The organism is Mammaliicoccus sp. K-M42, assembly GCF_022386375.1.
GTDB classification, from domain to species: domain Bacteria; phylum Bacillota; class Bacilli; order Staphylococcales; family Staphylococcaceae; genus Mammaliicoccus; species Mammaliicoccus fleurettii.
On sequence record NZ_JAJNIS010000002.1, the window covers coordinates 23,434 to 47,280 of the forward strand.

Here is a 23,847-nt window from a genome sequence, read left to right on the forward strand (position 1 = left end):
AATATCATGAGTGATCGTTTTATATTATTTAATGATGAACAAATCGATACACAGCAAATTATGATGTTAACAGATCTAGCAAAATTATTACTTGAAGATCCTAATGTTAAAGTATCGTTTCAAAAGTTCCAGCATTACGATCCAATACAAAATACATGTAATGTCAGTTTCACTTGGTTACATCGTCCTGAACATGTAACAAGAGCAGGACTAAAATCTGATATCATGCTAGATACGATTGGCTTTAAACACATAGATCCTTCAATTTATAAGGAAGTATTAGATGAATCATTCGATCATATGAACTTTTTTAAGCAGTTGTTTATGCTCATTGAAGAATATAGATTGTCTAATATTATCATGCAAAAAAGACCTGTAACAAAAAATATATTTAAACATAGATTAGCAGTAAAAGTTAAACAAAATAATAGTCAAATCCATGTATATCAAACAAAAACAACTTATACTGATTTACTATTTTTAGCTATAGAACATGCTATTTTGAACGAAAATTTTATAAATAATATTGCTATACACGAAAATTTTGATGATGCTCTTGTGCAAGTTTTTAATAGATTAACTCAAATTTTTAATTTATATACGTCTGAAGATAGTTATGATTTAGCTGTTAGCATTATGATACTTGTTGATTATTTATTAAAAGAAGATATGTTAAATCAGTACTATCATATCCCAGAACGAATATACAAAAGTTATGAAGAAGAGTGGTCACTTGAAGATTTAAGTAGACAAGATGCTGCTCAAACTGATCAAAGTAATGAAAAAGAGCACGACCAAGACGAAATTACGACAGAAGAAGCTAAAACAAAAACGGCAGATAGTAAAGCTGATAGTGATTCATATTTAGAAATGGAATTACATGAAGGTGAAAATAGCGATGTACTTTCTGATAACGAACGTGAAGGTGATGCATCTGATGATATGACAGATATGATGGAGAAAAAGGGCAAAGGATCAAATGATACGATTGACGATGAAGAAGGCGGAGCACAGGGACTAAACAATCATTATAATTTAAAAGGTGTAAACCAAAATGTTTCATTATCCTTTAATAAACCTGAAATCACACCATCTGATGTTGTTGCTTATAAAGAAGCAGTTGATAGTGTACAGTTTGAAATTAAAGACTTAACGAGCATAATTCAAAAATCTATGAATCATCAATATAGTGATTTAAGAGAAAACTTGACTAAAGGTAGACTACAAAAGAACTTATTAAACTGGTTTATTGATGATCAGTATAAATTATTCTTTAAAAAAGATGCTTTTAGTAGAAAACTAGATGCTACATTTACGTTATTAGTCGATGCTTCAGCAAGTATGCATGACAAAATGGAAGAAACTAAAAAGGGTGTTGTGTTATTTCATGAAACGCTTAAAAATCTTGATATAAAACATGAAATACTTGGTTTCAGTGAAGATGCGTTTGATTCTGATAAGCAAAATCAACCTAATACGATAGAAGAATTAATTTTATATAACGAATCTACACTAAAACAAAATGACGCTAGAATTATGACACTCGAACCTCAAGATGATAATCGTGATGGCGTAGCGTTAAGAGTTGCTACACAACATTTACTACAAAGATCTGAGGCACAAAAATTCTTGATCGTGTTCTCTGATGGAGAACCGTCAGCCTTTGATTATGCAGAAGATGGTATTATTGATACACATGAAGCAGTCATTGAAGCTGACAAACAAGGGATTTACGTGTTCAATGTTTTTCTTAATCAAGATGTAATTGATGAAAGTATCAAACGGACTGTTCATAATATTTATGGTAGGCAAAGCCTATTTGTAGAAGGTGTTGAGAATTTACCATATCAACTGGCTCCGTTACTGAAAAAATTATTGTTACAATCTATATAAATGAATTTGAAAATATTTACATTCTTTTTTTAATTTTCAGAAATTTCATATGGACGAAAACTTTCTCCAATGATAAAATATAGATTATTGTAAGACGTAAAAGGAGTAAACTATATGAATAAGAATATTTTTGTAGTAGGATTTATGTTATTTGCGATTTTCTTTGGGGCAGGGAATTTAATTTTTCCACCTGCACTAGGATTATCGAGCGGCAATTTCTTTTGGCCAGCAATATTTGGGTTTGTTATAACGGGAATAGGTTTGCCTTTAATTGGTGTAATCACAGGATCAATTGAAGAGAAAGGGTACAGAGTAGCGTTAGGGAAGATACATCCTGTATTTGCAGTTGTGTTATTAGTTGCTATTTCTTTAACAATTGGACCGCTATTTGCTATACCACGTACGGCAGCAACATCATTTGAGATGGGAATAACTCCGATATTTGAAACAACGAGTTCAATGTCTTTACTTATTTTCACACTCATTTACTTTATTATTGTATTTTACTTAAGTTTTAACTCAAGTAAAATGGTAGATAAAGTTGGGTCAATTTTAACTCCTTTACTGCTAATATCAATCACAGCTTTGATTGTTAAAGCATTCATTACTTTAAGTGGTGAATCTACTGTATCAGGAGATCCTGCTGTATATAGTAGTAGTGGAACTAGCTTTGGTAAAGGTTTTGTAGAAGGTTACTTAACAATGGATGCAATTGCTGCCATTGCTTTCTCTATGATTGTTATTACTGCAATTAAGAGTAAAGGTGTAACAAAAGAAACTGGATTATTTAAACAAACTATTTTTGCAGGAATTATTGCTGCAATAGCTTTAGGTTTCATTTATATTTCATTAGGCTGGATCGGAAATCATATGAATGTTTCAGCTGAAACGATTAAAGAACTGAATGCTAACGGTCAAAATATCGGAACATACTTACTAACATCTGCAGCAAATTTAGCATTTGGTGAATTTGGTAAATATTTAATCGGTATAATCGTAGCATTAGCTTGTTTAACAACAGCTACAGGCTTGATTGTTTCTGTAAGTGAATTCTTTAATGAATTATTACCTAAAATTTCTTACAAATGGTTTGTAGCAATCTTTACTTTAATTAGTTTTATCCTTTCAAATCAAGGTTTAACAACTGTAATTAAAGGTTCTTTACCAGTATTACTTGTGCTATACCCAATTGCAATTACTGCAGTGTTATTAATTTTATTAGCTAAATATGTTAAAACACCACCAATTGCACAACAATTGGCTGTAGCATTCGTTACAATCATTTCATTTATATCAGTATTTAATCAAATGGAGTGGGCAACAATTGGATTTATTAGTAAATTACCTTTAGCTCAATATCAAATGGAATGGATACCATTTGCAATTGTAGGATTTATTATTGGATTCATCATAGGTAAAGTGAAAAACCAAGCACCAATAGAATATAGCTAAATTATACGAGGCTGAGACAAATTAATTGTCTCAGCCTCTATTCATAATATTTTAAGTAAAAATAAAGGGGCTGATTTAATGTATTTAAATGCAATCATCAATAAGGATGAAACATGGCTTTTATGGGCTATATTAGTTAGTATTGCTGCACTCAGTATTTTCTTAGAACAAAGATATGCCTTTGCATCTAAAATTACTGGTGCCATTATAGCGTTAATTGGTGCTATGTTATTATCTAATCTTAATATCATCCCAATAGCATCTCCAGTTTACGATCAAGTTTGGAACTATGTTATACCTTTAGCAATACCATTACTGTTATTTAGATCTAACATCTTTAAAATATGGAAAGAAAGTAGACGTTTGTTATTTATTTTCTTAATTAGTTCAGTAGGAACAGTAGTAGGTGTTACAATCGCATTTTTATTATTGCATCAATTTATACCTGAATTAGATAAAATAGGTGCTATGATGACAGGTAGCTACATAGGAGGCGGCGTGAATTTCGCAGCACTTAGCACTAAATTTGAAACGCCTGGTGAGCTCGTTTCCGCCACAGTCGTAGCAGATAATAGTGTAATGGCATTTTATTTTATAGTACTCATTACTTTACCTAATCTAAAATTTGTTAAAAAATATTTTAATAGATTGAGCACTGATAATAAAGATACAGAGGGAAATAATGCAGAAACATATTGGAAAAGAAATGAAATTAGTTTAAAAGATATTGCTAATTCTTTAGCAATTGCATTCGTTTTAGTTGCTATAAGTTTTAAAATCTCAGAAATTATCAATGCAATTGTACCTAAAAGTAATCCTTTTTTAGAGATTTTAGTAAGTATTATAGGAGATCAATTTTTACTATTAACAACATTGACACTTATTGCAGTAGCAGTCTTTAGTAAATTCTTTGAAAATTTAAATGCTTCAGATGAGCTTGGTACATTTTTAATATATATTTTCTTTGTGGTAATAGGGGTGCCAGCTTCAATTCCAATTATCATAAAAACTGCACCATTATTATTTATATTCGTAGCAATTATTTTAATATTCAACTTAGCAATTACACTTTCATTCGGAAAATTGTTTAAGTTCAATATTGAAGAAATGATTCTAGCTAGTAATGCTAATGCAGGAGGACCTACTACAGCAGCTGCCTTAGCAATTTCAAAAGGTTGGCATAGTCTCGTTGGTCCAATATTAATTATAGGTACACTAGGTTATGTCATTGGAAATTATATAGGCACAATGATGGGGTATTTCTTAAGTCAATTTATGTAATCTATAGAAAAAAAGGAACTTCGTTAACGAAGTTCCTTTTTATGATTTAAACGAATTTCTCAATTGATGTTGTTCATCTTTGAGTTGTAAAAGTTTTGTCTTTAAATCTTCTTCAAGTGTTTGTAATTCTTGCTCTGCTTGTTGACGTTTTCTTGTACCATCTTCTTGTATACGAAGTGTTTCTTGAATTGTATCTACTATATTCGTTTGCGTTGTCTTCAAAGTTTCAATATCTACAATACCACGTTCATTTTCTTCAGCCGTTCTGATTGCATTTTGTTTTAGCATTTCAGAATTTTTTAAGAGTAATTCGTTTGTTGTATCTGTAACTTTCTTTTGTGCTTCAGAAGCACCTTGTTGTCTTAACAATGTTAAAGCGATAGCCATTTGATTTTTCCACAATGGAATACTTGTCAAAATAGAACTTTGAATTTTTTCTGCCAATGTCTGGTTAATATTTTGTATCATTCGAATTTGTGGGGCTGATTGCAACGTAATTTGTCGTGATAGTTGTAAATCATAGATTCTTTTTTCAAGACGATTTATATATTGCTGTAAATCTGCTAATTCTTGTACATCCATTTGATTATTAGATGATTTAACTTTATTCTCTAGCGCTACTAGTTCGTTTCGTTTTAATTCATCTCGTTTTTTCTCAGCTGCTGCAATATAAATGTTTAATGCATCGAAATAGGCTTTGTTTTCTTCGTATAGTTGATCCAGCAATCCAACATCTTTCATTAGCATATTTTGAGATTTTTGTAATTCAACTGATATACGGTCAACTTGAGCACCAACTGATTGATATTTACTGAACATTTCATTTACAGAACGTTCAGCTCTTCTAAATATTCTTTTTAGTCTAGATTTATTTTGTTTCTGTAATTCATCAGGATTTACTTCTTTTAATTTGTTCATTAAATTTCTTAATGAAGAACCAATTGGACCGACATCTTTAGATTGCACTTGAGTCAACATTTGATGAGAGAACTGTGATAATTTATTTTGAGCTTGCTGTCCATACAATAGTAAGCCATCATTATCTAATGGTTTAATTTGTTTAGCAATTTCGTCAATTTTACGCTGATCTTCATCAGAAAACGATTTTTCATATGTTGATGTCACATCAGTTTGTCCTTGTTGTTCTGAAACTTCTGCTTTTTGTGGTGTTAATTCATTTGATGAATCTTTAAATGGATCATCAATAAGGTCGTCAAATAGGTTTTTATTTGTTTCAGTCATCGTTACGCTCCATTTCATATTCGTATTTTTTTGCCTTTTTTCTTAAATTCACTTTTTCTTTTGTCGATTCAGGAATAGCTTGCGTATAATTATTTCTATCTTTAGCTATATCAGCAAGTTCCATTTCAATATCTAATTGATGATAGCTAGATTCGTTTAGCTGTTTCAAATCTGCTACTAAAGTTCTTTTGTTTTCATCAATAGTTAGTTTCGTTTGTTTCAATTTAGCTTTTTCTTCTTTAGACTTATTAGGCATGCGTTGTAGCATTGTATAATTTTCAATTAAATTCACCGTATTGTCTAAATGAGAATAGAAGAAACTCTCAACTGTGTAAAATTTTTCAGGCGATTGTTTGACTGCATTATAAATTGTACGCGCCAATTTAGCGACTTCATTTAAATTCTTAAATTCGCTATATGATCTTACACGCATATAGTTCTTATAAAGACGCTTCAGTTTTGGTTGAGCATCGTTTAATTGTTTTCTTATAAAATGAAATTCACGTCGCGTTAAGCCCATCTCTTTTAAATATTTTCTTGAGCTATACCATTGAATAGGTAAAAAGCTTAATACATATGAACCAGCAAATACTGTCATATCAATAATAAAATTTAAATCCAATTGAAAAATACTAAATAAAAATGCGATAAATGATATAGGTACAGCTAGTAGTGCACCTAATACATATGATAAATTATATTTCATTGTCATCTTCCTAATTTATAACGTTTTGAAGTGCTTTGTTTTCTCATCTAATGTCGTATCATCAATTGTATAATTTTCAACAACTGAAGCTGGTGCTGCTCCCTGAATAACACCATTTATAAATTGTTCTAAGTTATCATCATTGCCACTAGCATATATCTCTACATAGTCGCTAACATTTTCAACGCTACCAACAATTTTATACTTTTTAGCAAGTTGTGCTGTAAAAAATCTAAAACCAACACCTTGTACTCGTCCAAATACTTTAATATGTTTTCCGTTCATTTTTATCACCTCATATATCTATTATAAAGGGTTATGTATAAAAAAACTAATAATTAGAAACATGCACACAAGCTATTTTCTTGATTTAATTGGTAATAAGATTTAAATTTATTTTAGGGCAATTTTCTAAATAGGGGAGTTTTTTAGATGTATAAAATCGTAACAATCCGAGCAGATTATGAGGGATGGTGGCTGTTTGACGATTGGAAAGATAATATTATTAAAGAAATAGAATGTGTTGATTATGATGAAATGATTACGCAATATAAAAACTTACTTGAAAAATACCAAATTAAATTTACTAATGAACTCGTAGGCAAGCATAATATACATGCATTTTATAATAATTGTGATTTGTCATATTGTGAAGACTGTGAAGAAGACTTACAAATTTTTTATAGTATACTTGTATTAAATGACAATTCTATTTATACACCTTTACCAAATTAATAAAATCTGAAAATATCTCAAATGGTATTGCATTTGAATATTTAGTGACGTATAATAAGTAATAGCAATATCGTTATTCCATATTGCAAATGACATATTTATATTAATTGTGTTTTTTGTAATATGCGAATATCGCATATTGAATTTTAGTCTTGGAGGTTTCACATTATGAAACAAGGTACAGTAAAATGGTTTAACGCAGAAAAAGGATTTGGCTTCATCGAAATTGAAGGAGAAAATGACGTATTCGTACATTTCTCAGCAATTAACCAAGAAGGTTACAAATCTTTAGAAGAAGGTCAAGCAGTAGAATTCGAAGTAGTTGAAGGCGACCGTGGCCCACAAGCTGCAAACGTTGTAAAACTATAATATATATGAATTTGAAAGACTAGAAAGAAACCCTAACAATGTTAGGGTTTCTTTCTGCTTTAAGATAATATTTAATGGCAGTATTATTTGAGACATGTTATAACTTTTATATATAAAGCAGCTCGTTAATTTTATTTTTATTGTAATTAATTAAATTATACGAAAGTGCTTTATTTTTTTGTATACAACTTGATATTGTTAACGATTTTGTAAAGTGCTGACGCCTGTGGGAATAGTATGCGTGAGAGACTACAGGCTCGAGCCATACCCTAGGCAAGCATGCACTTTACAAAATCGTAAGATAAAAAACAAGCATATCACTGTAAAACTGAAACGATCAGTTGAGTAATATGCTTATTTATTTTGAGTTAAGATATATGATCCAAGCTATTTTAGTTTATTTCACGTCATTCAAAATTAATTGTTTCAACGTTTGTCTTTTTATTACTTCTCTTGCTTTACCATCTTTAACAAAAAGCACAGATGGTTTTAACATTTGGTTATAATTAGAACTCATAGAGTAGTGATATGCTCCAGTAGAAAGTACTGCTATATAATCACCAATTTTCGTCGATTTAGGTAATTTCATGTCTCTTCCGATTAAATCTCCAGATTCACACAATTTACCAGCAATTGTTACTTCGTGCGTATCCTCATCATTTCTGTTTACAAGCAATGCTTCATACTGTGCATCATACAAAGCTGTTCTTATATGATCACTCATGCCACCATCAATTGAAACATAAGTATTCACATTCGGTATTTCTTTAATTGTACCAACTTGATATAGCGTAATTCCCGCTTCACCAACTATTGAACGACCTGGTTCTATAGATATTTCTGGTATAGCCATTTCATATTTCTTACTATTTTCTTTGATAGCATCAGTTATAAGTTTAATACCTTCTTCTATAGGATAACTTTTATCCGCTTCTGTATATTGAATACTAAAGCCACCACCTAAATTCAAGATATCAATTTGTATATCATTCGCCTTTAACCATTCAAACACGATTTGTATAGTATTAATCGTTCCATCTGCTTCAAATATTTGTGATCCAATATGAAAATGTATACCTTTAAAATCTATTTTTTCAGATGTTTGTAAAGCACGCACACCTTCTATTGCAGTACCATGTTTAATTGACAAGCCAAATTTACTATCTTCTTGGCCAGTTTGAATAAATTCGTGTGTATGTGCTTCAACACCTGGATTAACTCTTAAAACAGCTTTAATTGGCTTAGAGGCAACACGATTAATACGGTCGATTTCATCTAAAGAATCTATTACAAAGTATTCAACACCACTTTCAATAGCATACTCGATTTCTTCATTTGTTTTATTGTTACCATGGAAGTGTATTTTACTCGGATTGAAGCCACTCGCTAATGCTGTATATAATTCGCCTTCAGAAACAACATCTAAGCCCATTTGTTCTTCATCCATTAATTTAAATAACTGTATACTGCTAAAAGCTTTAGATGCATAAGAAATATTATAAGACAATTCACTTTCTTTAAAAGCTTCATGAAATCTTCTACATTGATTTCTAATTTGTTCTTCATCGTATACGATAGTAGGGGTACCAAAGCTTGCAGCTATTGTTTTTAATGAAACATTACCCATTGTTAGAACACCTTGTTCATTATATTTTACTGTCATGATATAATCTCCTTTATTAATGAATGATGATTCAAAGCACTAATTTGTTCGGAATTAGCACCGACACCTTTAAACGTAAATTCATCTATTCTTATTTTATCACTATACATCGTTACTGTATCGCCGCTTTGTACAGATTCATCTACTTCAATAAACATATGACTCATCATTAAACCACGTATTGGATAGCGCTTTTGATTTATAAGTGCATCATGATTAGCTCTTGTCTTCAGTATTCCGTCCCCATATCCAATATCCACTACAGCAATGTTACAATCCTTTTCAGCAGTAAATTGAAAGCTATATCCGCATGTTTCTCCTTTTTTAATAGGGCGAACTTGTATTACATTTGCTGTTACAGAAAAATTTTGTTTAGTTACTGTAGTAGGTAAGGTACTATACGGTCTTGATCCATATAAAATAATCCCTAATCGGGCATGTGTATGTTGATCTAGTAAACGATCTTCACGAACATAGCTTGCACTATTTTGTGAATGGATAAATTCAAATGTATAACCTTCGTTAAGAATATGCATTAAACATTTTTTCCAAGCGTCTCTTTCAGTTTCGTATTCATTACCATCAAATTCATCAGCATAACCAAAATGCGTCCAAATGCCTTCGATAAGTGATTGATTATCTTTAGAGAGACTTGCATTGTGTTCTAATACTTGTATCATTTCATATTGATCTTTTAATCCAGAACGATGTAATAAATTTTCAAATTCTAAATGTAATTTAATGCCTGATAAAGATTCTAAATGTTCATGATAGAATTTTAAAGAGGGCAATGTCATCGCTATATCATATTGTTTCAATTTTTCAAATTCTATGGACGGATTCATCAAAAAGATATTTACATGTGGATCTATTTTACGTATTCTTACTGCTTCATATAAAGAAGTAGTACTAAAAGTACGAATACCTGCTTTCATAAATGACTCTACAGCAAATTCTAGACCGAAATGATAAGCATCGTTCTTAACGACTGCCATAACGTCATTATCTTGAATGACGTGTTTCACATTGTTTATAAAATTTTGTTCTTCAAATGTTATACGCGCTACCATTAATCGATCTCTCCTTGAGTTAATAATGCCGTATAATAATCAGCGACACTTATTAATACTTCTTCATCAAAATTTAATTTATTTGTATGAAGTCCATATATATAATCTTTTTGTATGTTTCGTGTACCAAAAAATACAAAATAACTTGGTGCTATATTGCGATAAAAGCTAAAGTCTTCACCAAACAAATATGGTTTTTCTAATTCATGTTGTGTTAGGTTTAGTTTAGTTAGAGCTTCTTTTACGTTTTTATAAAGCGTAACATCATTTGTAGTAGGTGGATAACCTTCAGCAAATTTAACAGAACAAGTTACACTAAATAATAATTCTACGCTTTCTGCTATTTTATGCATTTGATCTTTAACAATTTGAAGATCATTTGTATCATATGTTCTAATCGTACCTTCTAAATAACCATTTTGTGGAACAGTATTTATTGCTTCTCCCACATTAAATTGTCCAATATGTACGATATTACGGTTTAAACCATTTAAATGAAATTGCTGTATTTGTGAAACTTGCGACAATATATGCATCATTGCTTCTGAAGCTGCTTTGCCTTCTTCTTTACTTGCCACATGACTAGATAGACCATTTAAATAAAATCTATATTCAGTAGCACTAGCTGTGATTTCGTCATTTTTAAACGCTACAGTTCCAACATCTTCAAAAGGCATGATATGTATGCCGTATATTTTATCTATATTGTATTTATCGAATACTTTAGATTGAATCAATTGATTCGCACCAGCTTCTGTTTCTTCAGAAGGTTGATAAATAAATACAACATTATGAGGTAATTGTCCTTTGTCATATAGTGCTTTACAACGTTTTGTAAAAAGCATTAATGCTGTTGTATGACCATCATGTCCACAAGCATGCATTACATTATCTACTATACTTTTATAAGAAATTTCATTCACTTCTTGAATTGGTAATGCATCTATATCTGCTCTATAAGCAATCGTTTGATTTGAATTGCCCTTTAAATATCCTATAACACCTGTTGAAATAGGGCGTTCATATGGAATATCTAGTTCATTTAAAAATGATTCAATATATGCCGTTGTTTCATATTCTTGCATACTTAATTCAGGATGTTGATGCAAGTATCTTCTTGTATTTTTAACAAATTCTAATTCAGACATTAAACTCAGTCCCTTTATAGTATGTATAGAAAACGCCAATCAGTTTGATTGGCGCATTCATTTTATATTGTGTATATATTTATTGATTTAAATTACGTAATGCCGATACAATTTCTTTTTTGCCATCTTGAACATCTGCTGATTGTTTAATTACTTTAGCAGGTGTACCAGCAACGACTGCACCTTCAGGAACATCTTTCGTTACAATAGCACCAGCTGCTACAATTGCACCTTTACCAACTCTAACACCTTCAAGAATGACAGCATTTGCACCAATTAGTACATCATCTTCAATGATAACAGGAGATGCACTTGGTGGTTCTATTACACCAGCTAATACTGATCCTGCACCAACATGAACATTTTTACCTGTTGTAGCACGTCCACCTAAAGTAGCATTCATATCTATCATTGTTCCCTCTCCAACAACTGCACCAATATTTATTGTTGCTCCCATCATAACCACTGCGCCGTCTTCAATAACAGCATGTTCTCTTATGAAAGCACCTGGCTCTATACGTGCATTTGTATTTGTTAAATCTTTTAATGGAATTGCAGAGTTACGACGATCATGTTCAATTTCTAAATCAGTAAATGCTGATTTGTTTTCTTCATAGAAACGAGTCCAATCTTTAGCATCACAAAAAATTGTTTTTGATGACTCTGAACCGAATACTTTAAATGACTCTGGAAATTCAACATTATCAAATTGCCCGTTTACATAAACTTTTAATGGCGTAACTTTCTCCGCCTCACTAATATATTGAATAATTTCTTCTGCTGTAAAATCTTTAACCATGTTAATTTCTCTCCTCATTTAAGTTATTGTATGTGTAATATCCATTTTCTTTATTTACTAGTACTTCAGCTACATTAATAGCACCATTTGCAAAGATATCTTTTGATTGAGCACGGTGTGTAATTTCTATTGTCTCATCATGCCCTGCAAACAATACTTGATGCTCTCCAACAATTGTACCACCACGTTGAGAGCTAATACCAATTTCTGCTGCATCTCGTTTAGACGATGACTCATGTCTATCATAAATTGGCACTGATTGCGCTCTTTTTTCTTTAATTGCATCATATAATTGTACAAGTGTTCCACTTGGTGCATCCACTTTCTTGTTATGATGCTTTTCGATCATTTCAATATCGAAGTCTTCTAAAAGTGGTACTGCATATTGAATAATTTCTTTAAGTATATGAACACCATAACTCATATTAGCACTAAAGAATACTGGCATATTTGCCGATTTTACTTTTAGTTGTTCAATTATTTTTTCCTTGTCACCAGTTGTTGCAATAACTAAAGGTAATTTGAAATCTTCTTCTAATAAAGGTAATAATAATTCTGGATTCGAAAAATCAATCGCAACATCCGCTTCTGGAGCTTTAGATATAGAATTGAAAGCAGGGTAGGGGTATTGTTTGGATGGATCCTTGACAACAACGCCTACAATCTCATTATCTCTTTCTGTTGCTAATCTTGCGACGCGCTCATTCATTGCGCCATAACCAATTAATAATATTTTCATTGTTTTACACCATCTTTGAAAGTATTAAATGCTTCGCTTAAAACTTTTCTTTCTTCTTCATCTAACGTCACAAGTGGCAATCTTACTTCATAATTTCCAAAGCCTAATTCCGAAGTTAATAACTTAATTGGAATTGGATTGACATCAACACTTAAATGATTTAATAAAGTTACAATATCCTCATTTAAAGTAGTAGCTTTATCAAGTTGATCATTTGAAACATAATCATATAATTGTTGAGTTTCATTTGGAATGACATTGGCAACTACTGAAATCAAACCTTCGCCATCTAAGCGGTAATAATCAAACATATTGTCATCATTACCACTATATAAAGCAAAGTCACTAGGTAACTGTTCTTTTAACGATTTAGCATATTCCAAATCTCCTGTCGCATCTTTAAGTGCAACTATATATGGATTTTCACTTAATTTAAGAACAGTATCAATTTCTATTGTCATGTTCGTTCTTGAAGGCACATTATATAATACAACTGGAAGCTCAACTTCATTAGCAATTTTAGTGAAATGTGCAATTAAACCACGTTGACTCGTTTTATTATAATAAGGTGTGATTAACATAATTGCATCTGCACCTAATTCTTTCGCTCTAATTGACTCATCAATAGAAGCCTGAGTGTTATTCGTTCCAGTGCCAGCAATGACAGGAACGCGTCCATTCACTTTTTTAATTCCCCATTCTAATAGCGTTTTTCTTTCTTCGGCAGTTAATGTTGGATTCTCAGCTGTTGTACCGTTGATAATAATACTTTTAACGCCATTATCTATTAAAAATTCTATATGGTTTTCAAATGCTTCGTAGTCTACATCCTCATTTGTAAATGGTGTTGTAAGGGCAACGCCTACACCTGTAAAAATATGTGACATACTTAACACTCCTTGTTTTATTTATTTAATTGCATAACTTGTTCTAGTACTTGAACGGCATTTAAACTTGCACCTTTTAGTAAATTATCTGAAGTACACCAAATATGGAAAGTATTATCTAAAGAATCATCTTTACGAATTCTTCCAACAAATACTTCATCTTTACCAGTAGAGTGTATAGCTAATGGATATTCATTTTTTTCAACATTATCTACCAAAACTACACGGTCATCTTCATTAAATAAATTTTTAATATCTTCAACTGTTGCTTCTTTATCTAAAGTAACGTTGATGTGCACACTGTGGCTATCTTGAACAGGTACACGTACACATGTTGCTGTAACATTAAGTGTCGGTTGATCTAATATTTTTCTTGTTTCTTCGATCATTTTTTGTTCTTCTTTTGTATAACCATCTTCTAAAAATACATCTATATGTGGTAATACATTATTATAGATTGGGTGAGGGTAGTTCTTAGGTGCTTCACCTTTCTCACCATTAGACAAATCTTCGCGTCCGGCAAGTCCTGAACCTGATACTGCTTGATATGTTGTATAAGCAACTCTTTTCAAACCAAAAGTATCTAATAAAGGTTTTAATGAAACGACTGATTGTATTGTTGAACAGTTAGGATTTGCAATGATTTTTCGATTTAACTTAGGTGTATTAACTTCTGGAACTATTAAATCTATCCCTTCATGCATTCTCCATTGACTAGAATTATCTATTACAATAGCACCATGCTCTTCAAATAGTGGGGCAAAAGTTTTACTTGTACCTCCGCCAGCGCTCATAATAACGTAATCGAATTGTCCATTTGTTTTCTCTTCAGTTAATGCTTCAACAACATAAGTTCTACCTTGAAATGCCACTTCTTTACCTGCTGATCTAGGTGATGAAAATAATACAAGCTCATCAAATGGTATATTTTTTCTATCTAATACTTCTAATACTTTTTCTCCTACTAAACCTGTTGCACCAACAACTGCTAATTTTGTCATTTTTTTCACTCCATCATCAATTATATATTAAATGCTTCACTTAAAATTCGAACGGCATTTTCGCCTAAATCACGATCAACTACATAAGAAATACTTATTTCTGACGTGGTTGTTTGATAAAAATGTATATCATTAGTAATCAAAGTACGGAAAGCTTTAGATGCTATTCCTGACATATCTCTCATGCCCGTTCCAATTACAGAAAGTTTAGCGTAATTATCTTTCATTTTATAACGTAGGTGAGGGTAATCCTCTGTTATGCTAACTATAATTTCCTCTATTTGATTGACATCGGAATCTTTAATCGTAAATGAAAGTTGTAAGCCTTGTTGATTTTCGATTTGCGAAATCATATCAACATTCATAGATTGTTCTTCTAATGAATCAAATAATTTTTGTAGTAAAGCAAAATTCTGCATAGGATATGTTAAAGTAACATGAATCATATGTGTATCTAATGCTACTCCTGTGACTGCTTTCTTCTCTAAAATTTCTGCTTGTGGCATAATCCATGTTCCTTTCACATTTGATAATGTTCTTCCAAGATATAAAGGTATGTTATAATTTTTAGCAATTTCAACACTTCTTGATTCTAAAACTCCTGCACCTAATGCACTCATTTCCATCATTTCTTCATAAGAAACTTCATTGAGAAGGTGTGCTCCTTTATATATTCTAGGATCTGTTCCATATACACCATCTACATCAGTATATATTTCACAAGACGTATCTATACTTGCAGCTATTGCTACTGCGGTAGTATCTGAACCTCCACGTCCTAGAGTCGTAATCTCAAGATGATCATTTACACCTTGAAAGCCTGCAACTACAAGTATGTCATTTGTTTCAAAAGCTGTTTCAAATCGATTAGCATCAATTTCAGCAATTTTACTCTTTAAATGATGACCGACTGTCTTAATTCCAGCTTGATAACCTGTCATTGCTTTCGTTTGAACACCTATATCATTTAATACCATTGAAAGATATGAAATGGTCTGTTGTTCACCGGTTGTTAGAAGCATTGCTAAATGCTCATCTTTAGGTTGAGAGGTAAGTGTGCCAATATTTTCGAGCAAAGAATCTGTCGTTTTGCCCATAGCACTTACTACCACTACTAATTGTTCTCCATTATCAATGCGAGACTTCAACATATACGCGATATTTTTAATCTTGTTAAAATCACCGACGGATGTACCGCCAAACTTTAATACACTTTGAGCCAAAATAATTCCTCCTGTAAATCAGAGGTCAACGCCTTAATATAAACAAAAAAACAAGTTCGGCATCCGAACTTGTTTTATTATATATATACAAGTGATGCACTCCATTATTCCTAAGATAATGACAGACACTTAGCTCTTAACCTAAATGTCCAACGTAATATCTCTGCAAAAACATTACGTTTCGGCATCGCACCCTTTCACTCCTTAAAGATTGCAGTCTAACAGGGGAGTTACTAATGATTGATGCGCCTCATCAAAAACATATTCAATTGGTATGCATTCATTATACATAGAAAGAATATTGATGTAAAGAGAGAAAACAGATAAATTCAAAAGTTCTAACTATTTAAACAATTAATGGAAAAACATGGTTTTTAATAGATATACAACTTAATTCGTTTTTATATTAAAAGAAGCTTCAATTCGGAAAAAGTCGAATTGAAGCTTCTCAATATAAATATTAGTTATAAACGCCTTGATCTCTCAAGTATTCATCATAAGTGATTTCTTTAGAAATTGCGCCGTCTTCTTTAAGTTCTATAACTCTATTTGCAATTGTGTTAATAAATTCGAAGTCGTAAGATGTGAAAATTAGAGAACCTTTGAAGTTCTTTAATCCGTCATTTACAGCTGTAATACTTTCTAAATCTAAGTGGTTAGTAGGCTCATCAAGTAATAATACATTAGAGCTTGATAACATCATTTTACTTAACATACATCTAACTTTTTCTCCACCTGAAAGTACACTTGCTTTTTTCTTAACTTCTTCACCACTAAATAACATACGTCCTAAGAAACCTCTTAAGAATGTTTCTGTTTGTTCTTCAGGTGGTGCATATTGTCTTAACCAGTCAACTAAGTTCATATTAATTCCTTCAAAGAATTCTGAATTATCTTTAGGTAAATATGATTGACTTGTTGTAACGCCCCATTTAACTGTGCCTTCATCTGGCTCAATTTCACCAGCTAATATACGTAGTAGGGTAGTTTTAGCGATTTCGCTTTCTCCTATTAATACTGCTTTATCATTAGGATTCATAGTGAAAGATACGTTGTTTAATACTTTATTACCTTCGATTGTTTTAGAAACACCTTGAACTTGTAATAACTCATTACCAATTTCTCTTTCAATATTGAAATTAACAAATGGATAACGTCTAGATGACGGTTGAATATCATCAAGTTCAATTTTATCAAGCATTTTCTTACGACTTGTAGCTTGTTTAGATTTAGATGCGTTAGCACTAAATCTAGCAATAAAGTCTTGTAACTCTTTAATACGTTCTTCTTTTTTCTTGTTTTGGTCTTGAGCCATTTGAGAAGCTAGTTGACTTGATTGATACCAGAAGTCATAGTTCCCAACAAACAATTTAATTTTACCGAAATCTAAATCGGCAATATGAGTACATACATTGTTTAAAAAGTGTCTGTCATGTGAAACAACAATTACAGTATTTTCAAAGTTAATTAAGAAATCTTCTAACCAAGCGATTGCTTTAATATCTAAACCGTTTGTAGGTTCATCTAGTAAAAGAACATCTGGATCACCGAATAAACTTTGTGCAAGAAGCACTTTAACTTTTTGGTTGTTTTCTAACTCAGACATTTGTTTGTCATGTAATTCATCTTTAATTCCTAAACCTGAAAGTAAAACAGATGCATCTGCTTCAGCATTCCATCCATTCATTTCAGCAAATTCACCTTCAAGCTCTGCTGCACGCATACCGTCTTCATCAGAGAAATCTGGTTTCATATAAATTTCGTTCTTTTCATTCATAACTTGCCATAATTTTTCATGGCCTTTTAAAACAACTTCGATTACTTTTTCATCTTCGTGAGCAAAGTGATCTTGTTTTAAAACTGCTAAACGTTCATCTTTACCAAGAGAAACATGACCAGATTGAGAATCTAATTCCCCTGATAAGACTTTTAAGAACGTTGATTTCCCTGCTCCATTGGCACCTATAAGTCCGTAACAGTTACCTGGTATAAACTTAATATTTACATCTTCAAATAGTTTACGATCACCAAATCGTAAACTTACATCAGTGACTTGTAACATTAAATGACTCCTTTTCATTAATACTTCTACCGATGAATTATATCATAAATAACACAAAAAAGGGCAAGAGATTGAACAGTCGTTACACGAAGAAAAATACATGTTATAATGAATAAACGAAAAACATAAGAATGGAGAATGACATGGCACAAGATAAAGATACACTTGTAGGTCGTATTGACTTTTTAAAAGTGGATAGATTGGAAGGTTCAACATACCATCTACTTGGACCAAGTAGTGAACGAATTAAAATGAATGCTTCAGAAGTTGACGAGGATGATCAATTAGAAGTTGGAGAAGATTATAGTTTCTTCGTATATCCAAGTCGATCTGGAGAACTATTTGCTACTCAAAATATGCCTACAATAACGAAAGATCGTTATGATTGGGTAAAAGTATTAAGAGTAGATAGAGAAGGTGCAGCAGTGGATGTAGGATTGCCTAGGGAAGTATTAATACCTTGGGAAGATCTACCAAAAGTAAAAGAATTATGGCCACAAAATGGTGACATGATTTTCTGTACACTTAGAATAGATAGTAATAGTCAGATGTTCGCAAGATTAGCGACTGAAACAATCGTTGATACAATGTTTAAAACTGCTGAAGAATCAACATTACATCAGCATGTTAAAGCTAGACCTTATAGATTATTAAGAGTAGGAACATTCTTATTATCTGAAGAGGGCTATAAAATATTCGTACACGAATCAGAACGTCGACACGAGCCAAGACTTGGTGAAGAAATGGACGTTAGAATTATTGGAGTAAAAGAAAATGGAGAACTTAATGGTTCATTTTTACCATTAGCTCACGAACGATTAGATGAAGACGGTCAAGTTATATTCGATTTACTAGTAGAATATGATGGAGAATTACCATTCTGGGACAAGTCAGATCCAGAAGCTATAAAAGAAGTATTTAATATGAGTAAAGCTAGCTTCAAACGTGCAATCGGTAGATTATATAAACAAAAACTTATCACAATAGAGACAGGTAAAATCACAATCACTCAAAAAGGTTGGTCTCAAGTAAAAAAAGAAGATTAATATAAAATTTAACCCGCCTTCACAAGTGAAGGCGGGTTTTTAGTTTGAAAATATATTATAATTTATTCTATTTCATCAGTTAACTGTTCTAGCTGGTCAATCAAATTACCAATATATGAGATAGTTTCTTTTAATGGTTTATCAGTTGTGACATCTATACCAGCTAATTCAGCGAGTTCAACTGGTGATTTTGAACCTCCTGATTTTAAAACGTTTAACCAATCTTCAACTGCGGTTTGTCCTTCTTTTTCAATGCGCTGACTCATTGCTGTACCAATTGTAAGTCCTGCAGAATATGTGTAAGGATATAATCCCATATAATAGTGGGGTTGACGCATCCAAGTTAATTCTGCGCCTTCAGTTATTTCTACTTCATCTCCCCAAAAGTCTGAAATAACTTGTTTTTTAATTTCATTTAAAAGTGGGGCAGTTAAAGCTTCACCTTTATCCACATGTCTATATACTTCTCTTTGGTATTTAGCTTCTAAAAGATGCGTAACCATATTATGATAATACGTTCTTGAAATGATAGAACTAATTACCCAACGTTTAAATTTTGGATCGTCTGATTTTTTCAATAAGCTATTTGCCATAAGCATTTCATTCATTGTAGATGGTGCTTCTACAAAATACATAGAACAATCAGCTTGATATACATTTTGATGAGCATTTGCTAAATTAAAGTGTCCTGCATGTCCTAATTCATGAGCTAATACAAATACTTCAGTCATTTTACTTGTCCATGAAATAAAAATAAATGGGTTAACGCCATATGGACTTGCACAATAAGCTCCTGTTTGTTTTCCTTTATTTTGAGGAAAATCAATCCAACGTTTATCATAACTATCATTTACCATTTTCATATAGTCTTCGCCTAGAACACTCAACGCTTCTTTAATATATTCTTTAGAACCTTCTATAGAAATATCTGGTTCATAAGTTGGATCTAACGGTATACGTAAATCTTCAAATTTTAGTTTATCTAAATTATTTGTGCGTTTTAGTAATTTGGCATATTTTCTCATATGAGGTGCCAATTCTTCAGAAATAATATCAATTTGTCTATCATACATATCTCTCGTAACATCTTGAGGTTCTAATAAGAAATCTATCACTGAATCATATCCGCGTAATTCAGATTCTATTTTCTCTTTCTGAACATGTGCATTGTAAGTTGCAGCTGTCGTATTTTCATAACGACGTAAAGCTTCACTGAATTTTTTAAAGGCATTTCGTCTTACTTCAGTATTTGAAGCTACTTCGTAATCACCTTCAAATGAAACGTAATCCAATGGAATACTTTCTCCATTCGCTTCGAAAGTACCAAATTCAATATCTAGCATTTTAGTAATTCCATACATTTCATATGGCGCACCAAAAGTAGGCGAGAATGAAGCGAGTGTTTTTTCTACTTCAGGATGTAATGTATGTGCTTTTTGACGTTTCAATAAAGATAAATATTTAGGATATTCAGATTGCTTAATTAAAGCATTAAAAGCTTCTTCATCTAACTGTAAAATTTCTGATTCAACGAAAGATAAAAGACCAGCAATTTTACCATATGTAGTTGAGAATTGAGCAGCTACTTTTTGACTTTTCTCATTTGATGTATCAGTAGAATACAATAATTCTGCATATGTACTTAAATGTATAATACTGATGATAATGTCAGCTTGTTCATTTAAAGCTGATTCTATAGTTGAAATTTCATTTAATTGATTAACATACTTTTCATTAAATGTAGTGACTGTCTTTACTAACTCTTCTAATGAACTATAAAAAGCATCATTATTTTTAAATAAACTTGTAAGATCCCATGTTTCTTGAACAGGAACTTCATTTCTAAGCATTTGTCCCATTTAATTAATCATCCCTTTATATAAAATTTGCAATGTTCTAAAAGTTACTTATTCTTATTATAGTATTAATCATTTTATAGTACAATTTTCAAACATACATACCATTTTTTTAACTTATTTAACAAAAAGATTATTATTATATTAAAAAATATAATTAATATAATAATAATCGGGTATAATTATAATCAGCGAGATAAAGGAGGCGTTTACCTTGAACATATTCGATTTTCCAAATTATTTATGGATTTCTTTTGTAGTAGTTATAGTTTTTTCATTATTATCTTCATTAATTCTTAAAAAGCACTTTATTAGTGCAATATTAACATTTATTGTATTAGGTATTATTGCTTTCGTATTACCTAATTTTTATGACATTACATATGAACCATTACTAGGGTATGCTGCTTTTATGGCTATAATTAGTTTAATTGTATGCTTATTTACATGGTATTTAATGAGAAAAAATAGAAAAAGAAAAGCTGAGAAACTTAGTCAAAAAGAAGACTTTGAGGATGGACGCAAATTTAACAAATTAAAAAGAAGTGATAAATAAATTCGGGTCATAAATGTCCTAGAATTTTATAAAAATCATTTTGGAAGCTCATGAAGCTACCATAAGAGTGTCAGCAAAGTATTAGACTTTGTTGGCATTTTTTATGCGCATGCATTACCCGGGTGCTTTTAAGAGTTACAGTATAAGCAAGTTTCAGCGAAATTGCTGATAAAAGTACCAGTATAAGCAAGTTTTAGCGAAATTGCTGATAAGAGTATCAGTATAAGCAGGTTTCAGTGAAATTGCTGATAAGAGTACCAGTATAAGCAGGTTTCAGCGAAATTGCTGTTAAGAGTACCAGTATAAGCAGATTTCAGCAAAATTGCTGATAAGAGGTGTGTTATAAGCAGGTTCTACCAAAATTGCTGTTAAGGAGTCCGTTATAAGCACTTTTGAATACAAAAAAGCAGCCTAATGAGAAATCTCATAAGACTGCCATGGTAGGCTTGTATGAACAGTTTATTAAAATTGATTCTTACTCATACTTTTTATAAAAAAACTGATATTTATAACGATTTTGTAGTGCTGACGCCTGAGGGAATAGTATGCGTGAGAGACTACAGGCTCGAGCCATACCCTCTGGCAAATGCACGTACAAAATCGTAAGTTACTATAACAAACAAGCTCCATTATTTAAAATAAACAGGTGTTGTAATTGCATATAATGCTTCGTTAATTAATTTTGATTGATCGGCACTTAAATCTGAATTCTTCAATGTACCTTCACGTTCGAAACTACATCTTTCTATTGTGTCGATACTTTTAACATTTTTAACATCAATATATGCTTCAATTCTAGCAAATTGGTGTGTATCAATTAGATATCGTGTAATATATTGGATTGCTTCAGTCATGTAGCCTTTGCCTTGTCCAGAAACTACAGTCCAATATCCAATTTCACAAGATGGTAATCTCAAATCAATATCTTGTAATACTAATGAGCCAACAAAAGTATTCGTTTCTTTATCAAACATAAAATATCTTAAAAACTGTTTGTTAAAACTCATATCAGTTGTTTTATCGATAAATTCTGTTGCTTTAGCTTTATCAAAGTTATAATTAAAAAATGATACCCATTTTTTTAAAGAATCAGCTGAATTGAGCAATTCATCAGTGATCGTTTTTTTATACGCTAATACTTGTTCTCCTGCCATTAGTATTAAACGTGGTGTTTCTAAAGTTAAATCATATTGAGGTTCTTTGTTCATTTTAAATCTCCTGTCTACCATAATTATCGTATATATACTATAACATGTATTAATCGAACATATTTTCAAAATTTTAAATAATATTAGTTGTTGACTCTTACGTTACGTAAGACTTTATAGTCAATATATGAGGAGGTTAAGTAAATGGAAATGTCAGTTAAAGAATTAGCAAACCTTGTAGGAATAAGTGTGCGCACACTTCACCATTACGATGAAATAAACTTATTAAATCCATCAAAAATTTCAGAAGCAGGTTATAGATTATATTCTGAAGCTAATTTAGATAGACTACAGCAAATTTTATTTTTCAAAGAGCTTGATTTCCCTCTAAAAAAGATCAAACAAATTCTAGATAATCCATCATTCAATAAACAAGAAGCATTGCAATTGCATAAGAAAATGTTAATGGATAAAAGGAATCACATTGATCAAATGATACAAACTATTAATCAAACAACAAAACATTTTAAAGGAGAAATAAATATGACAAATGAAGAGAAATTTAAAGGGTTCGACTTCAATAAAAATGAATATGAACAAGAGGCACGTGAAAAGTGGGGCAGAAAGACAGTTGATAAAGCAAACGAAAAATTATCAAATATGCCTAAACAAGAAAGATTCGAAAAAGAAAACGAAATGAACAACATATTTAGATCATTAGCTTCCGTTAATAATGAAGAGAAATCACCAGCATCAGAAGAAACACAACAACTTATTCAAGATTGGTATGATTTCTTAAACGATAATATCAATTATGAGTATTCATTAGAAGTATTTAAAGGTTTAGGTGAATTATATATAGCTGACGAACGTTTCACTAAAAATATAAACCATTTTGGTGAAGGATTAGCTCAATATATGCATGAAGCAATTAATATATACGTAGAAAATCATCTATAAGAGAAACACAG

The 23,847-nt window shown here is 31.3% G+C and carries 22 protein-coding genes and 1 riboswitch; of the genes, 8 read left to right on the forward strand and 14 right to left on the reverse strand.

Annotated features, from left to right (window positions below; translation table 11 throughout):
- Positions 1-6 precede the first annotated feature (6 nt).
- The 3 genes from LQ668_RS01555 to LQ668_RS01565 all read left to right on the forward strand — a co-directional run bounded on the left by LQ668_RS01555 (position 7) and on the right by LQ668_RS01565 (position 4,626).
- Positions 7-1,893: a vWA domain-containing protein gene (locus LQ668_RS01555; protein ID WP_239775860.1), complete on the forward strand. Its 1,887-nt coding sequence runs from the start codon at positions 7-9 to the stop codon at positions 1,891-1,893.
- Between the two features lie 114 nt (positions 1,894-2,007).
- The gene (brnQ, locus tag LQ668_RS01560; RefSeq protein ID WP_239775861.1) at positions 2,008-3,345 is read left to right on the forward strand and encodes a branched-chain amino acid transport system II carrier protein; all 1,338 of its coding nucleotides are present in this window, start codon (positions 2,008-2,010) and stop codon (positions 3,343-3,345) included.
- Between the two features lie 78 nt (positions 3,346-3,423).
- A complete protein-coding gene (locus LQ668_RS01565; protein ID WP_119634546.1) occupies positions 3,424-4,626 on the forward strand; it encodes a DUF819 family protein in 1,203 nt (400 codons plus the stop codon).
- Between the two features lie 39 nt (positions 4,627-4,665).
- On the opposite strand, the gene LQ668_RS01570 is transcribed toward LQ668_RS01565, so the two are convergent.
- From LQ668_RS01570 to LQ668_RS01580, 3 genes are read right to left on the reverse strand one after another with little or no spacing between them, the layout of a single operon-like run.
- On the reverse strand, positions 4,666-5,868 hold the full coding sequence (locus LQ668_RS01570; RefSeq protein WP_119634547.1) for a toxic anion resistance protein: 1,203 nt from the start codon (positions 5,866-5,868) through the stop codon (positions 4,666-4,668).
- Positions 5,861-6,574, reverse strand: coding sequence for a 5-bromo-4-chloroindolyl phosphate hydrolysis family protein (locus LQ668_RS01575; protein ID WP_078358142.1), 714 nt, complete (start codon positions 6,572-6,574; stop codon positions 5,861-5,863). Before LQ668_RS01575 ends, LQ668_RS01570 begins: the two co-directional genes overlap by 8 nt.
- A 15-nt stretch (positions 6,575-6,589) precedes the next feature.
- Complete coding sequence (locus tag LQ668_RS01580) at positions 6,590-6,859, reverse strand: acylphosphatase (RefSeq protein ID WP_078358140.1); 270 nt, start codon at positions 6,857-6,859, stop codon at positions 6,590-6,592.
- Positions 6,860-7,006: 147 nt separating this feature from the next.
- Here LQ668_RS01580 and LQ668_RS01585 point away from each other — a divergent pair, with 147 nt between their 5' ends.
- On the forward strand, positions 7,007-7,309 hold the full coding sequence (locus LQ668_RS01585; protein ID WP_078358139.1) for a DUF1033 family protein: 303 nt from the start codon (positions 7,007-7,009) through the stop codon (positions 7,307-7,309).
- 168 nt (positions 7,310-7,477) lie between these two features.
- Entirely contained in the window at positions 7,478-7,678 is a 201-nt protein-coding gene (gene cspA, locus LQ668_RS01590; protein WP_016912585.1) for a cold shock protein CspA, read from the forward strand.
- Positions 7,679-8,075: 397 nt separating this feature from the next.
- Here the strand turns inward: cspA and lysA are convergent, their stop codons facing one another.
- The 9 genes from lysA to LQ668_RS01635 all read right to left on the reverse strand — a co-directional run bounded on the left by lysA (position 8,076) and on the right by LQ668_RS01635 (position 18,270).
- Positions 8,076-9,341 carry a diaminopimelate decarboxylase gene (gene lysA, locus LQ668_RS01595; RefSeq protein WP_239775862.1) on the reverse strand — a complete coding sequence of 422 codons (1,266 nt, stop codon included), beginning with the start codon at positions 9,339-9,341 and terminating at the stop codon, positions 8,076-8,078.
- Positions 9,338-10,411 carry an alanine racemase gene (locus LQ668_RS01600; RefSeq protein ID WP_119634548.1) on the reverse strand — a complete coding sequence of 358 codons (1,074 nt, stop codon included), beginning with the start codon at positions 10,409-10,411 and terminating at the stop codon, positions 9,338-9,340. The genes lysA and LQ668_RS01600 overlap by 4 nt, the downstream gene beginning before the upstream one ends.
- Positions 10,411-11,559 carry a M20 metallopeptidase family protein gene (locus LQ668_RS01605; protein WP_078358132.1) on the reverse strand — a complete coding sequence of 383 codons (1,149 nt, stop codon included), beginning with the start codon at positions 11,557-11,559 and terminating at the stop codon, positions 10,411-10,413. The genes LQ668_RS01600 and LQ668_RS01605 overlap by 1 nt, the downstream gene beginning before the upstream one ends.
- Positions 11,560-11,638: 79 nt before the next feature.
- Positions 11,639-12,358, reverse strand: coding sequence for a 2,3,4,5-tetrahydropyridine-2,6-dicarboxylate N-acetyltransferase (gene dapD / locus LQ668_RS01610; RefSeq protein ID WP_107509952.1), 720 nt, complete (start codon positions 12,356-12,358; stop codon positions 11,639-11,641).
- Between the two features lies 1 nt (position 12,359).
- Positions 12,360-13,097 (reverse strand): 4-hydroxy-tetrahydrodipicolinate reductase, encoded by a 738-nt coding sequence (gene dapB, locus LQ668_RS01615; RefSeq protein WP_115337471.1) that lies wholly within the window; start codon positions 13,095-13,097, stop codon positions 12,360-12,362.
- On the reverse strand, positions 13,094-13,984 hold the full coding sequence (dapA, locus tag LQ668_RS01620; RefSeq protein ID WP_203153266.1) for a 4-hydroxy-tetrahydrodipicolinate synthase: 891 nt from the start codon (positions 13,982-13,984) through the stop codon (positions 13,094-13,096). Before dapA ends, dapB begins: the two co-directional genes overlap by 4 nt.
- Positions 13,985-14,001: 17 nt before the next feature.
- Positions 14,002-14,985, reverse strand: coding sequence for an aspartate-semialdehyde dehydrogenase (locus tag LQ668_RS01625; RefSeq protein WP_203153265.1), 984 nt, complete (start codon positions 14,983-14,985; stop codon positions 14,002-14,004).
- Between the two features lie 20 nt (positions 14,986-15,005).
- Positions 15,006-16,208 (reverse strand): aspartate kinase, encoded by a 1,203-nt coding sequence (locus LQ668_RS01630; RefSeq protein WP_078358127.1) that lies wholly within the window; start codon positions 16,206-16,208, stop codon positions 15,006-15,008.
- Between the two features lie 86 nt (positions 16,209-16,294).
- Positions 16,295-16,470: riboswitch (Lysine riboswitch) on the reverse strand.
- 198 nt (positions 16,471-16,668) lie between these two features.
- Positions 16,669-18,270, reverse strand: a complete 1,602-nt coding sequence (locus LQ668_RS01635) for an ABC-F family ATP-binding cassette domain-containing protein (protein WP_107509949.1) — start codon at positions 18,268-18,270, stop codon at positions 16,669-16,671.
- A 143-nt stretch (positions 18,271-18,413) separates the two neighbouring features.
- Between LQ668_RS01635 and LQ668_RS01640 the strand changes: the two genes are divergently transcribed.
- On the forward strand, positions 18,414-19,316 hold the full coding sequence (locus LQ668_RS01640; protein ID WP_078358125.1) for a CvfB family protein: 903 nt from the start codon (positions 18,414-18,416) through the stop codon (positions 19,314-19,316).
- Between the two features lie 62 nt (positions 19,317-19,378).
- Here LQ668_RS01640 and pepF read toward each other — a convergent pair whose 3' ends face one another.
- The gene (gene pepF / locus LQ668_RS01645) at positions 19,379-21,175 is read right to left on the reverse strand and encodes an oligoendopeptidase F (protein WP_239775863.1); all 1,797 of its coding nucleotides are present in this window, start codon (positions 21,173-21,175) and stop codon (positions 19,379-19,381) included.
- A 211-nt stretch (positions 21,176-21,386) separates the two neighbouring features.
- On the opposite strand from pepF, the gene LQ668_RS01650 reads away from it, so the two are divergent.
- Positions 21,387-21,728 carry a hypothetical protein gene (locus LQ668_RS01650; protein ID WP_078358123.1) on the forward strand — a complete coding sequence of 114 codons (342 nt, stop codon included), beginning with the start codon at positions 21,387-21,389 and terminating at the stop codon, positions 21,726-21,728.
- 629 nt (positions 21,729-22,357) lie between these two features.
- Here LQ668_RS01650 and LQ668_RS01655 read toward each other — a convergent pair.
- Positions 22,358-22,936, reverse strand: a complete 579-nt coding sequence (locus LQ668_RS01655; RefSeq protein ID WP_119634594.1) for a GNAT family N-acetyltransferase — start codon at positions 22,934-22,936, stop codon at positions 22,358-22,360.
- Positions 22,937-23,080: 144 nt separating this feature from the next.
- Between LQ668_RS01655 and LQ668_RS01660 the strand changes: the two genes are divergently transcribed.
- Positions 23,081-23,836, forward strand: a complete 756-nt coding sequence (locus LQ668_RS01660; protein ID WP_119634595.1) for a MerR family transcriptional regulator — start codon at positions 23,081-23,083, stop codon at positions 23,834-23,836.
- The last annotated feature ends 11 nt before the right edge of the window (positions 23,837-23,847 follow it).